The sequence below is a fragment of the Bacillus sp. EU55 genome, assembly GCF_038005925.1.
Classification (GTDB): Bacteria; Bacillota; Bacilli; order Bacillales; family Bacillaceae; genus Bacillus; species Bacillus velezensis.
Genome location: NZ_JBBOUE010000001.1, coordinates 2,167,782 through 2,183,934, shown reverse-complemented (window position 1 = coordinate 2,183,934; position 16,153 = coordinate 2,167,782). Strand labels below are relative to the sequence as shown.

General features: G+C 48.1%; 1 protein-coding gene. It reads left to right on the top strand.

Annotated features, from left to right (window positions below; translation table 11 throughout):
* Positions 1-20 precede the first annotated feature (20 nt).
* Positions 21-16,145, top strand: coding sequence for a non-ribosomal peptide synthase/polyketide synthase (locus NYE50_RS11100; RefSeq protein WP_224988131.1), 16,125 nt, complete (start codon positions 21-23; stop codon positions 16,143-16,145).
* Positions 16,146-16,153: the final 8 nt, after the last annotated feature.

The following is a 16,153-nucleotide window of genomic DNA, read 5'->3' as shown; positions in this document are numbered from 1 at the left end:
ATATAAAATGAGGTGCTCCAATGTCGGTATTTAAAACTCAAGAAACGTACTGGAAAAACCTGTTTGATGAAGAAGACGGCCTAAGCGCATTCCCTTACTTTAAAGCAGCGGATAAAGCGTCGTTGGCCCGTACCGGCTACCAGGAAAAATGCATCTGCCGTTCCTTATCTCCGGAAGTATCTCAAAGAATCATGACAATGGCGAATCATTCCGATATGGCGGCCTATCTGATTTTATTGGCGGGTATTGAATGCTTGTTGTATAAATATACGGATCGAACGAGCCTGATTCTTGGCATTCCAACGGTATCGAAGCAAAAAGCCGGCCAGTCAGCCGTTAACAACATTGTCCTCTTAAAAAATACGCTTTCAAACGAGAGCACATTTAAAACCGTATTCGGGCAGCTGAAAGAAGCCGTTAATGATTCTCTGAAAAATCAAAACCTGCCGTTTAGAAAAATGGCCCGGCATCTAAGCGTGCAATACAATGACGAGCATATGCCTTTGATTCATACCGTCGTTTCGCTTAACGAAATTCATTCCTTGCAATGTAAAGAAGATACTGCAACCGATACGCTGTTTCACTTTGATTTGGAGAACAACGGGATTCATTTGAAGCTTTTTTATAACGGCAATCTGTACGATGAGCGCTATATCAATCAAATTGTATCCCATTTGGATCAGCTGCTGTCTGTGATCCTGTTTCAGCCTCAAGCCGCGATCCATACGGCAGAGATCTTACCGGAAGCGGAAAAACAGAAGCTATTGTTTGATTTTAACGACACCGGCACAGATTTCTCCGGAAGCAGAACAGTCTATCAATTATTTGAAGAGCAGGCAGAAAGAACGCCTGAGCATGCGGCCGTCAAGTTTAAAAACGACCATTTGACGTACAGGGAACTGAATGAGAAGGCGAGCCGTTTGGCAAGAACATTGCGTAATTGCGGGGTTCAACCCGATACGTTAGTCGCCATTCTCGCTGATCGTTCATTAGAGATGATCGTATCCATTATAGCCGTTTGGAAGGCAGGGGGCGCTTATGTGCCCCTGGATCCTGAATATCCAAAAGAGCGGCTTCAATATTTTCTTCATGATGCGGATGCAGACGTTCTCCTTGTTCAGCATCATTTAAAAAACAGCCTCGCCTTTGACGGCCCGGTGATTGATTTGAATGATGAAACATCATACCATGCCGATTGCTCATTGTTATCACCAGTAGCGGGACACAGCCATTTAGCCTATGTCATTTATACGTCGGGTACAACAGGAAAGCCGAAAGGGGTCATGGTTGAACACGGCGGCATTGTGAACTCGCTTCAGTGGAAGAAGGCGTTTTTCAGGCATTCTCCGGCGGATCGCGTACTTGTCTTGTACCCGTATGTTTTTGATGCGTTCATTTTAAATTTCTTCGGCCCGCTCATCTCAGGGGCAACTTTGCACCTATTGCCTAATGAAGAGAATAAAGAAACATTCGCCATTCAAAATGCCATAAAACAAGAGAGAATTACTCATTTCTCAACTTCTCCCCGTCTTCTGAAAACGATGATCGAACAGATGAACAGAGAGGACTTCATCCATGTTCAGCATGTTGTTGTAGGCGGTGAGCAGCTGGAAACAGATACAGTTGCGAAGCTGCATTCTCTGCAGCCTCGCATTCGGATCAATAATGAATACGGACCGACAGAAAACAGCGTGGTATCTACATTTCATCCTGTTCAGTCCGCTGATGAACAGATCACAATCGGCAGCCCGGTGGCCAACCATCAAGCTTATATTTTAGGAGCGCACCATCAAATCCAGCCGATCGGCGTACCGGGAGAGCTGTATGTCGGAGGAGCGGGAGTGGCCCGCGGCTACCTCAATCGGCCTGAATTGACGGAGGAAAAATTTGTGGAGCATCTGCATGTCCCTGGTCAAAAGATGTATAAAACGGGGGATCTCGCCAGATGGCTGCCGGATGGAAGAATCGAATATTTAGGGCGGATTGATCATCAAGTGAAAATTCGCGGCTACCGGATTGAGATCGGCGAGGTAGAGGCAGCCATGTTCAATCTGGAAAACGTTCGTGAAGCCGCAGTCGTCGCGCGGGAAGACGCAGACGGGGCCAAACAATTGTATGCCTATTATGTCGGCGAGCCTTCTTTGACCGCCGCGCAGTTCAGAGAAGAATTATCACGGGAACTGCCGAATTATATGATTCCCTCCCGCTTTATCCCATTGGAACGCATTCCGCTCACTTCCAATGGGAAGATTGATCTGAAAGCTTTGCCTGCTGCTGACGAAAATACGCGGGCGGAAAACGAATACATAGCTCCGCGGAACACAATAGAAGAACTGCTGGCGTCTATCTGGCAAGAAGTATTAGGGGCAGAACGTATAGGAATTTTGGATAATTTCTTTGATTTTGGCGGAGATTCGATTAAATCAATTCAGGTGTCATCCAGATTGTATCAAGCCGGATACAAGGTTGATATGAAGCATTTGTTTAAACACCCCTCGATTGCTGAACTTAGTCAGTTTGTAGCACCGGTCAGCAGGGTGGCTGATCAAGGAGAAGTGAATGGCGGAACCAAGCTGACCCCGATACAGCATTGGTTTTTTGAGCAAAAAATGCCGCATGCACACCATTACAATCAGGCCGTCATGTTATATTCGGCGGAAGGCTTTAAAGAGGGCCCGCTTCGCCGGACGATGGAACGGATCGCGTCGCATCACGATGCCTTGAGGATGATTTTTGAAAAAACACCGGATGGATACGCTCCGCGAATTACAGGAACAGATGAAAGTGAACTATACCATCTGGAAGTGATGAATTATAAAGGGGAAACCGATCCGGCTCAAGCGATTGCCGATAAAGCGAATGAGATTCAAAGCAGCATGGTATTAGACAAAGGGCCATTGATGAAGCTCGGTTTGTTCCAATGTCCGGATGGAGATCATTTGCTGATTGCAATTCATCATTTGCTGATTGACGGTGTATCCTGGCGTATTTTGCTCGAAGATTTTGCAAGCGGTTATGAGCAGGCAGAACGCGGACAAACGATCCAGTTCCCGCAAAAAACAGACTCGTTTCCATTCTGGGCCGGTCAATTGTCCAAATATGCGGCGGAAACCGATATGGAAGAGGAGATTGCGTATTGGACTGAGCTTTCAAGTATAAAGCCTCAGCCATTGCCTAAGGACACTATCAGCGAAGGATCGTTATTAAGAGACAGCGAAGAAGTGACGATTCAATGGACAAAAGAGGAAACGGAGCAATTATTAAAACAAGCGAACCGCGCCTACAACACGGATATCAACGATCTGCTGCTGACTTCGTTAGGGCTGGCTGTTCACAAGTGGACAGGCACGGAAGAGATTGTCGTGAATTTGGAAGGCCACGGGAGAGAACCGATTATTCCGGATGCTGACATTTCCCGCACGATAGGATGGTTCACAAGCCAGTACCCTGTCGTCCTGAGGATGGAAGCCGGAAAAAACCTGTCGCAGCGGATCAAGATCGTAAAAGAAGGGCTGCGCCGTATCCCTGACAAAGGAATGAATTACAGCATCATCAAATATATAGCCGGGCATCCGGAAGCCGACAGCCTGCAGCTGAAACCGGAGATATCGTTTAACTATTTGGGACAATTTGACCAAGACCTGAAACATCAGGCTTTACGCATGTCGCCTTTTTCCACAGGGTTATCAATGAACGAAAACCAAGAGAGAACGGCCGTGCTTGATTTGAACGGCATGATTGCCGAAGGGACATTATCACTGACTCTGAGCTACAGCAGCAAACAATACGAAAGATCTACTATAGCGCAATTTGCCCGGGGGTTGAAAGAAAGTCTGCAAGAAGTCATTGCGCATTGCGTAAGCCGGCAGCAGACTTCTCTCACACCAAGTGACATCCTGTTAAAAGACATCTCAATCGACGAACTGGAACAGCTTTTGGAGCAGACGCGTGAATTAGGCGAAGCGGAAAATATTTATCCATTAACGCCGATGCAGAAGGGCATGCTGTTTCACAGCTTATTTGATCCGAATTCTGATGCTTATTTTCAGCAAACGATGTTTGATCTGCATGGAGATCTGGAAATTGATTCATTTTCAAAAAGATTGGACGGCTTATCGCAAAAATATGATATTTTCCGCACGAATTTTTACAGAGGCTGGAAGGATCAGCCGCTCCAAATCATATTCAAAACGAAAAAAATCGGCTTTCAATTCAATGACTTACGAGAGATGAAGGAATCTCAAAAAGAAGCGATGATTCAGCAGTATGCCAGAGAAGATAAGATGCGGGGGTTCGACTTAGAAAAAGGCGCGTTAATGCGGTTATTCATCCTTCGTACGGATGAAAAGACATACCGTTTTATCTGGAGTTTCCACCATATTTTGATGGACGGCTGGTGTCTGCCGCTGATTACAAAAGAAATTTTCGAGAATTACTTTGCTTTGCTTCAGCAAAAGCAGCCTGAACAATCGTCAATTACTCCGTACAGTCAATATATTGAATGGCTCGGCCGGCAAGATGCGAAAGAGGCCACGGCTTATTGGGATCAGTACTTGGAGGGATATGAGGAGCAAACCGGCCTTCCTAAGGATCACCATGCAGCGGAGGACGGACGATACGTTCCTGAAAAAGTGACGTGTGACATAAGCTCCGATCTCACTTCGAAAATGAAGCGGACGGCAGGCAAGCATCATGTCACGCTGAACACGCTGCTGCAGACGGCATGGGCGGTTTTGCTGCAGAAATATAACCGAAGCCGGGACGTTGTGTTTGGAAGTGTTGTATCCGGAAGACCTGCTGGAATTCCAAACGTGGAAAACATGATCGGCTTATTCATTAACACCATCCCCGTCCGGTTCCGGTGTGAAGCCGGGACAACGTTTGCCGGGCTTATGAAAGAGGCGCAGGAAAGGGCTGTAGCGTCTCAACAATTTGAGACGCACCCACTGTACGATATTCAAGCGCGTACAACGCAAAAGCAAGATTTAATTACACATTTAATGATATTCGAAAATTATCCGGTTGATCAGTATATGGAAAGTATAGGCCGCCAGAACGGAACATCCATCACGATTTCCAACGTCCAAATGGAAGAACAGACCAACTACGATTTTAATTTGACCGTTATACCGGGCGACGAGATGAACATCTCTTTTGAATACAATGCAAATGTGTATGATCGGGCAAGCATAGAGCGGGTTCGGGAACATTTCATGCAAATCCTGCATCAAGTCGTGGCAGATGCGGATATCCGGGTGGACCAAGCGGAATTGTTAACGGAAGGCGAAAGAAGAACCCTTCTGCAGACGCTTAACGACACGGCCGCGCCGTTTCCGCAGACACCGGTTCATCAATTATTTGAAGAGCAATCGCAGCGTACGCCCGATCAAGCAGCCGTCATTGATAAGGACAGGCAGCTCACGTACGGAGAGCTCAATAAGCGGGCCAACCGACTGGCGCGAACGTTAAGAGCGAAAGGAGTGCAGGCGGATCAGCCTGTAGCCATCATCGCAAGAAACAGCATCGAATCGGTGGTCGGAATCCTTGCCGTTTTAAAATCAGGCGGAGCCTATGTCCCTATAGATCCGGAATATCCGCAAGACCGCATCCGGTATATGCTGGATGACTCCCAAGCCGGAATCGTTTTAATGCAGCGGGACGTCAGGAAACAGCTTGCCTATGAAGGCGTCACGGTTTTACTTGATGATGAAAGTTCTTATCACCAAGATGGCTCTGACCTTGCTCCGATAAGTGATGTGAGCCATTTGGCATATGTCATTTATACGTCAGGTTCCACAGGCCGGCCAAAAGGCGTACTAATCGAGCACGGAGGCTTGACCAATTATATTTGGTGGGCGAAAGAAGTTTATGTAAAAGGCGAGAAAGCCAACTTCCCATTGTATTCGTCAATTTCTTTTGATCTGACGGTGACTTCTATTTTCACGCCGCTTGTCACAGGCAATGCAATCATCGTCTATGACGGAGAGGATAAAACAGCTCTGCTTGAATCGATTGTGCGGGACCCGAGGGTGGATATCATTAAATTGACCCCGGCCCATTTGCAGGTTTTGAAAGAAATGAACATTGCCGATCAAACGGCTGTCAGAAGAATGATTGTCGGCGGGGAAAACTTAAGCACCCGGTTAGCCCGCAGCATTCATGAACAGTTCGAAGGCCGGATTGAAATATGCAATGAGTACGGACCGACGGAAACCGTTGTCGGCTGCATGATTTACCGTTATGATCCCGCAAAGGACAGGCGGGAATCAGTACCGATCGGAACCGCTGCGGCAAACACGAGCATTTACGTTCTTGATGAGAATATGAAACCCGCGCCGATCGGAGTGCCGGGAGAGATCTATATCAGCGGCGCCGGTGTGGCAAGAGGATATTTGAACCGTCCCGAATTAACAGCAGAGAAATTTGTCGATGACCCGTTTGAACCCGGAGCGAAGATGTATAAGACCGGAGATTTGGCGAAGTGGCTGGCGGACGGAAACATTGAATATGCGGGCAGAATAGATGAACAAGTGAAAATCAGAGGCTATCGTATCGAATTAGGCGAGATCGAGGCGGCACTGCTCCAAGAAGAAGCGATCAAGGAAGCTGTCGTTACAGCCAGAGAGGATGTCCACGGGTTTAAACAATTGTGTGCATATTACGTGAGCGGCGGGCAAACAACGGCAGCCCGGCTCCGGAAACAATTGTCACACAGCCTGGCGGGTTATATGGTTCCGGCTTATTTTATTGAGCTTGATGAAATGCCTTTAACTTCTAACGGAAAAATAAACAAAAAAGGGCTGCCGGCTCCGGATTTCGAGTTGCAGGACAGAGCAGAGTATAAAGCTCCCCGAACAAAAGCGGAAGAAATATTAGTTTCTGCCTGGGAATCGGTATTAGGCGCTGAAAACGTCAGTATTCTTGATAATTTCTTTGACCTTGGCGGAGATTCCATTAAATCCATTCAAGTATCCTCCAGATTAAATCAGCAAGGATACAAAATGGAAATCAAAGACTTGTTTCAATATGCAACAATTGCAGAATTGAGTCCGCATATCAAGCAGAATCTGCATATAGCCGATCAAGGTGAGGTCAAAGGAAAAGTCAGCCTGACTCCTATTCAGCATTGGTTATTCGAACAAATAACAACAGATCAGCATTATTACAATCAAGCCGTCATGCTGCATGCGCCGGAAGGTTTTCAGGAAACGCAGCTTCGTCAAACCCTGCAAAAGCTTGCTGAACATCACGATGCGCTCCGCATGACGTTCCGGACTACGGAAAATGGCTGTGAGGCACAGAATGAAGAAATCGCCCAAAGCGGGCTGTACCGCTTAGAAGTCCTGAATCTGAAAGAAGATCCCGATCCGGGGCGTACAATTGAAGCCAAAGCTGATGAGATACAAAGCAGTATGCATTTAAGTGATGGGCCGTTAATGAAAGCCGGATTGTTTCAATGCGCAGATGGAGATCATTTGCTCATTGCCATCCATCATTTGATTATAGACGGGATTTCATGGCGTATTTTACTGGAAGATATCGTTAGCGGCTACAAGCAAGCCGAGAACGAGCGAGTGATTCAACTGCCGCAAAAAACAGACTCTTTCCAATTATGGGCTGAGAGACTGTCAGAATATGCGCAAAGTGAAACCATAAAACAAGAACAGGAATATTGGACAAAAATCGAACAAACCGAAGTCAAACCGCTGCCTAAAGATTTTCATGAAACCCATACAACTGCAAAAGACAGCGAAACAGCAACTGTGGAATGGACGAAAAAGGAAACGGAGCTCTTATTAAAACAAGCGAATCGCGCTTATCACACGGAAATAAACGATTTGCTTTTAACTTCTCTGGGTCTTTCCATATCGCATTGGTCAGGACTGGAACAAATTCCGATTCATTTAGAGGGACACGGCCGAGAACAGATTATACAAGATATAGATATCTCCCGCACGGTCGGGTGGTTTACAAGTCTGTATCCGGTTGTGCTGCACGCGCAGCCGGGCAAAGAAATCTCTGATTATATCAAGACGACCAAAGAAGGATTGCGCCAAATTCCGCATAAAGGGATCGGATATGGAATAGCAAGGTACTTAAGCGGCGGAATGCCATCGAAACTCAATCCCGAGATCAGCTTTAACTATCTGGGACAGTTTGACCAAGATTTACAGCAGCATGGGGTTCGGTTATCTTCTTATTCTTGCGGTTCAGACTCAAGCGGAAATCAAGAAAGACCGTATGTATTGAATATAAACGGAATGATCACCGAGGGCCGGCTGAAGCTTACGATCAGCTACAGCAGCAAACAGTACGCAAAAGAAACGATCATGCGGTTATCGGAAACGATTCAAAGCCGCCTGCGGACAATCATTACGCATTGCGTTCATAAAGAACAATCGGAACTGACGCCAAGCGATATTTTGTTAAAAGGCATATCCATTGACGAATTGGATCAGCTCCTCATTCAACTGCCGCATGCAGGTGAGGTTGAAAACGTGTATCCGCTCACTCCGATGCAGAAAGGAATGCTCTTCCACAGCCTGCTGGACGAGGCCTCAAGTTCTTATTTTGAACAAGCATCGTTCGATTTGCAGGGAGAGTTAAAGATTGATTGGTTTAAAGCAAGCCTTGAACGATTATTTGAAACATACGCCGTGCTCAGAACCCGTTTTTACAGCGGCTGGAACGATACTCCTTTACAAATTGTCTATAAAACGCAAACACCGCAAATTCATTTTGCAGATTTGCGTGATAGAGAGGAGCACCTGAGAGAGGATGCAATCGCAGCCTATCAAAGAGAAGATAAGGCAAAAGGATTTGACTTGGCTCGGGATCGGCTGATGCGCATAGCGATTTTCCGTATGAAAGACCGCAAATATCATTTGATTTGGAGCTTCCATCATATTGTGATGGATGGCTGGTGCCTGTCTCTTATCACGAAGGAAGTGTTTGATCATTATAGCGCCTTACAGGAAGGCAGGGAACCAGAACCGCCATCGGCAGCTCCTTACAGCGACTATTTCGAGTGGCTTGACCGCCAAGATCAGGGAGCGGCAAAGCGGTACTGGAGCGGGTATCTTGAAGGATATAAAGGTGAAACCACGCTTCTTCATAAAATAGCGCAGCATGAACAAAAAGAATACGCTTATGCCAATGTGATCTGCCGATTTGATCACGAACAGACAAAACAATTACAGCAGATCGCAAATCAGCATCAGGTTACGTTAAATACGTTGATCCAAACGTTATGGGGGATTTTGTTACAGAAATACAGCGGGTCCGCAGACGTTGTCTTCGGCAGTGTCGTGTCGGGAAGGCCGGCGGAAATTCCTGATGTGGAACAGATGATCGGCCTGTTCATCAATACCATTCCGGTTCGCATCCGCTGTGATGAGGACAGCACTTTTGCTGATACGATGCAAATGGTTCAACAAAACGCGCTGGCTTCCCAATCGTACGATACCTATCCTTTATACGAAATTCAGGCCCAAACGGAACAAAAGCAAAACTTAATTGATCATATCATGATCTTTGAAAATTATCCGATAGGGCAGCAAGTCGAAGAGGGCCATGATGCTGCGGATTTAAATATCGTGAATTTCCATATAGAAGAACATACTCATTACGATTTTAATGTAGTTGTCATCCCTGGCGAACAACTCACCGTTCATTTTAGTTTTAACCGAAATGAATATGGACAATCAGAAGCAGAGCGGATTCGCGGACATTTTGAACAGCTCATGCAGCAAGTATTGCAGCTGCCGTCTGTCAAAATAGAAGAAATGGAACTTCTGACGCAGCAAGAAAAAGAACAGCTGCACAGCCGTTTTCAGTCTAACGAAATGCATTACCCACGTGAACAAACGATTCATCAGCTGTTCGAGGAACAAGCACTCCGGACGCCGGACCATGAGGCGGTTATATTCGAGGAGCAGCGTATGACATACCTTGAGTTAAACGAACGGGCCAATCAACTAGCACGCACTTTACGAGCTGAAGGCCTACAGGCCGACCAGCTTGTTGCGATCATGGCTGAGCGTTCTCTAGAAATGATGGTCGGGATTTATGCGATCCTGAAAGCGGGAGGCGCTTATGTGCCAATCGACCCGGATTACCCGGAGGAACGCATCCGCTACATCCTTGAAGATTCAGGAGCGACCCTGCTGCTGTCACAGCGTCACGTGAAAGAACGGGTTGCTTTTGCAGGAACGGTCATCGATCTCGATGATACTTCCGTTTACGATGATGACGTTTCTAACTTGGATCCGCTGTCCGGTGCGGGCGATAGGGCATATGTAATCTACACGTCCGGATCGACCGGCAAGCCCAAGGGGGTTATGGTTGAACATCGTCCGGTTATAAACCGGCTGATGTGGATGCAAAAGGCTTATCCGATCGGCAGCGGCGATACGATTTTACAAAAGACAGCGATCACCTTCGACGTCTCTGTATGGGAGCTGTTCTGGTGGGCTTTGACCGGTGCGAAGGTGTGCCTGCTTCCGCTCGGCGGAGAGAAAGACCCTGAAGTGATTTGGAACACAATAGAAGAGCAAAGTATCACGACAATGCATTTCGTCCCGGCGATGCTGCACGCCTTCCTGAAGTTTGCGGAAACACAGACGGCGAGCGGACAGACAAGCAAGCTGCGTACGTTGCGGCAAGTGTTTGCAAGCGGCGAGGCATTAATGCCGGCACATACGGCAAGATTTCATCGCCTTATTACGCCTGTGAACGGCGCCCAACTGATCAACCTGTACGGCCCGACGGAAGCAACGGTCGATGTGTCGTACTTCAACTGCGAAGCAAACCAAGCGTATGCATCAGTACCGATCGGCAAGCCGATCTCGAATATACAGCTGTATATGATGGCACCGGGATCAATGCGTCTACAGCCAGTCGGAGTACCGGGAGAGCTTTGCATCGCAGGCGACGGACTGGCGAGGGGGTACCTGAACCGTCCGGAGCTGACTGCTGAGAAGTTCGTGGATCATCCGTTCGAAACCGGCAAACGGATGTACCGGACGGGCGATCTGGCGAGATGGCTGCCGGACGGTAACATCGAATATTTGGGCCGGATCGATCATCAGGTAAAAATTCGAGGATACAGGATCGAACTCGGCGAGGTGGAAGCTCAGCTCTTAAAGATAGAGTCGGTACAGGAAGCAGTAGTCACCGCTCTTGAAGACGGAGTCGGAGAAAAGCAGCTATGCGCATACTTTTCAGCGAACACCGAGCTGATGGTGAGCGAGCTGCGAATAGCGCTGTCGCAGGAACTGCCGGGGTATATGATCCCGTCGTACTTTATCCAACTGAAGCGTTTGCCGTTAACGGCAAACGGAAAAATCGACCGCAAAGCATTGCCAGCACCAGAAGGAGGCGTGCAAACAGGGATCGAATACGTTGCTCCCCGTACAGCGGCGGAAGCGCAGCTGGCGCATATCTGGCAAGAGGTGCTTGGACTTCCGCGTATCGGCGTGAAAGACAATTTCTTCGACATCGGCGGTCACTCGCTGCGGGCAACTACTCTGACGGCGAAGCTGCACAAAGAGATGGGGGTCAGCCTGCCGCTGCGGGAAGTGTTCCGGTCGCCAACAATTGAAGAAATGGCAGAAACGATTACCGGAATGAAACACACAGCATATACATCTATCCCGACCGTTGAAGCAAAAGAATACTATGCCGTCTCCTCGGCGCAAAAACGGCTGTACATTTTGAATCAGCTGAAAGGCGGAGAGCTGAGCTACAACATGCCGAGTGTCATGAGAGCCGATGGAGCTCTGGATCGGAAACTTGTCGAGAAGGCGATCCGCAAGCTGATTCATCGCCATGAAACGCTGCGTACCGGCTTTGAACTGATAGATGGAGAACCGGTGCAGCGGATCTATGACGACGTCCCATTTGCAGTGGAATTCACTCAGGCGAAAGAAGAACAGGCGGAAGCCCTCGTTCATGGGTTTGTGCGGGCATTTGACTTGGAGAAAGCGCCGCTGCTGCGGGTAGGACTGATCGAGCTTGCAAAAGACCGCCATTTGCTGCTGTTTGACATGCATCATATCATTTCCGACGGCGTATCTATCAAGAATTTGATTGAAGAGTTCGTTTCATTATATGTAGGAAAAGAATTGCCGCCATTAAGGGTTCAGTATAAAGATTATGCGGCGTGGCAGCTGTCGGATATGCAAAGCGAACGGATGAAGAAACAGGAAGCGTACTGGCTGGATGTGTTCAGCGGAGAGGTTCCGGTGCTGGATATGCCAACCGACTACGGAAGACCGGCTGCGCGGAGCTTTGAAGGAGGACAAATCGAGTTTGTCATCGGACCGGAGTTGACGGAACAGCTGAAAGGCTTGGCGGTGAAGAGCGAAAGCACGCTGTACATGGTGCTGCTGGCTGCTTATACGACCATGCTGGCCAAATACAGCGGGCAAGAAGACATCGTAGTAGGCAGCCCGATTGCCGGAAGAACCCATTCGGATTTGGAAAGCTTAATCGGCATGTTCGTGGGCACACTGGCGATACGAACGAATCCGGTCGGGGAAAAAACATTCCGGGAATACGTGCAGGAAGTCAAAGAGCATACATTAAAAGCGTATGAAAACCAGGAGTATCCATTCGACGAACTGGTGGACAAGCTGAATGTGTCCCGGGATTTCAGCCGCCATCCGCTGTTTGACACGATGTTCATATGGCAAAACACAGAACGGGGAGAATTGAGCCTCGATGATGTGCGTTTTACCCCTTATCCGGACAACCATGCGATGGCGAAGTTCGACCTGACGTTCCAAGCGGCAGAAAATGAAGACGGAATTACAGGTATGATCAGTTACGCGGCAGCGCTGTACAAGCAGGAAACTGCGGAACGCATGGCAAAGCACTTTATCCAATTGATCGAGGCGATTGCGAATGATCCGCAGGCGCCGCTTTCATCGCTGGAGATGATCACCGCGAAGGAGAAAGAGCAGATTGTGGAGAGATGGGGTCAACCGGCGATAGACTGCCCAAGGGACAAAACAATTCACCAATTGTTCGAGGAGCAGGCGGAGCGCACGCCGGAACATACGGCCGCAGTTTACGAGAAAAGCCGATTCACATACCGTGAGCTGAATGAGCGGGCCAACCGCCTGGCGCGGATTTTAAAAAGCGAAGGCGTGCAGCCTGACCAGCCTGTGGGTATTCTGGCAGAACGTTCTCTGGAAATGATCGTGGGGATTATGGCGATCCTGAAAGCCGGGGGCGCGTATGTGCCGATGGATCCGGACAGTCCGCAGGAACGCATCCGCTATATTCTGGAGGATTCAGGAGCAAAGGTTCTGCTGGCACAGCCCCATTTACAAGATCGTGTATCCTTTGCCGGAGAGATTTTACTGCTGAATGACGAACGAATGAACAGCGGGGACGGCTCGAATTTGGTGACGGCAGCCGGACCGGATCACTTGGCGTATGTGATCTACACATCAGGCACAACCGGCAAGCCAAAAGGCACGCTGATTGAGCATCGCCAGGTTCTTCATTTGATGGAGGGGCTCCACGGACAAGTGTACGGTGCTTATGATTCGGGATTGCGTGTGTCTCTGTTGGCACCGTACTATTTCGACGCATCGGTCAAGCAAATTTTCGCGGCACTGTTAGGGGGACATGCACTGTATATCGTCCCTAAAGCATCAGTATCAGACGGTTATGCCTTGTCAAACTATTATCGCACCCACCGCATTGACGTAACAGACGGAACACCGTCACATTTGCAATTGCTTATCGCTGCAGACAGCCTTCATGGGATAACGATCCGGCACATGCTTATTGGAGGAGAGGCGCTCCCGCAGGCGACGGCGGCGCAATTGCTTGAATTGTTCGCTTCGAACGGGTCATCAATGCCGCTCATAACCAATGTATACGGTCCGACGGAAACCTGTGTGGATGCATCGGTCTTTCATATCGTACCGGGGACATTGGCATCCGCTGACGACGGCGGTTACGTGCCGATCGGCAAACCGCTGGGCAACAACCGTGTGTATATTGTTGATTCCCATGATCAAATGCTGCCTATAGGTGTAAAGGGTGAGCTGTGCATCGCCGGAGACGGAGTAGGACGAGGGTATCTGAACTTGCCTGAATTAACGGGTGAAAAGTTTGTGGCCGATCCGTTTGTAATCGGAGAGCGGATGTATAAAACAGGCGATCTTGCCCGTTACCTGCCGGATGGAAACATTGAATATGCCGGAAGAAAGGATCATCAGGTTAAAATTCGCGGTTACCGGATCGAACTTGGCGAGGTGGAAGCCGCTCTTCTCAACATCGAGCATGTACAAGAAGCGGTGATCCTGGCCAGAGAAAATGCAGAGGGGCAAAGCGATTTGTATGCCTATTATACAGGGGAGAAGTCACTGCCGATCAATCAGCTTAAAGAAAAACTCTCCGATCAAATACCAGGCTACATGGTTCCTTCATACTTGATGCAGCTGGAGCAAATGCCGTTAACCTCCAATGGAAAAGTGAATCGCAGCGCGTTACCGCTGCCTGAAGCAGGCTTGCAGACCGGGATTGACTATGTTGCTCCAAGGACAAAACCGGAAGAGCAGCTGGTTCACATCTGGAAAGAAGTATTGAAGGTAGAACAAGTCGGCGTAAAAGATAACTTTTTCGATCTCGGCGGGCATTCGTTACGGGGGATGACGCTCGTTACCAAGATCCATAAGCAATTCGACAAAAGTATTTCATTGAGAGAAGTGTTTCAATACCCGACGATTGAAGAAATGGCGAGGGTCATTGCAGGCGCGGAAACCAGCGGACCGGATGAAATCCCTGTTGCAGAAGCCAAAGATGTTTATCCTGTATCTTCTGTACAAAAGATGGTTTACCTGTCTACACAAATTGAAGGCGGAGAACTAAGTTACAACATGCCGGGGATTTTGACATTGGAAGGCAGGATCGACATGAATCGTTTACAATCTGCGTTCCAAAGTCTGATCCAGCGCCATGAATCGCTACAAACCGGATTTGAAATGGTCCGCGGAGAGCTGGTGCAGGTGATCAAGCCGCAGGCGGATTTCTCTATAGAAAGGTACAAAGCAGCTGATGAGCAGGTCGAGGAGCTGTTCCGCAATTTCGTGCGGCCTTTCGATCTCAGTCAGGCTCCGTTGCTTCGGGCCGGACTCATCGAATTAGAACAGGACAGACATGTTTTCATGTTTGACATGCATCATATCGTTTCAGACGGCGCTTCTATGAATATTTTTGTTGAAGAACTGATTCAATTGTATGACGGCAAAGAATTAACCCCGCTCCGGATTCAATACAAAGATTACACTGTATGGCAGCAGCAGGCGGAGCAGAGGGAACGCATCAAGAGGCAGGAGAACTATTGGCTGAACGTATTTCATGAGGAACTCCCGCCATTTGAGCTGCCGAAAGATTTTGCCAGACCGAGAATTCGAAGCTTTGAAGGCAAGCGATACAATTTCGCTCTCGATGAGACCGTGGTCCAGGGGATAAAACAGATGGAAGAATTGACCGGATCGACCGCTTACATGATCTTGCTGTCAGCCTATAACATACTGCTGGCCAAATACAGCGGTCAGGAAGATATCGTCGTCGGTACGCCTATTGCGGGAAGAATGCATGAAGATTTACAGCATATTATCGGGATGTTTGTGAATACGCTGGCCATCCGTACGGCCCCGGCTGGAGAAAAGACCTTTATGGACTATGTAACGGAAACAAAAGAAACGATGCTGAAAGCTTATGAAAATCAAGAATATCCTTTTGAAGAATTAGTTGAGAAACTGGGAGTGAAACGGGACTTAAGCCGTAGTCCGTTATTCGATACGATGTTTGTTCTGCAAAATACGGAACAAACGGATATCGAATTGGACTCTCTCGCGGTCAGACCATATGAACAAACAAATACGGCGGCCAAATTTGATTTACAGCTGACCTTCGTGATGAATCCGCACGAGATACAAGGAAGCTTTGAGTACTGCACGAAGCTGTTCAAACAGAAAACCATCGCTACGCTGAGCAAGGATTACGCCATGATTCTGTCGGCGATCATAAAAGACCCATCGATTCCTTTAAAAGAAATTCAATTAAGTGAGAAAGTAAACAAAAGTGAACACTTTGCAAGCGAAATCGAATTGAATTTCTAAAAACGGCC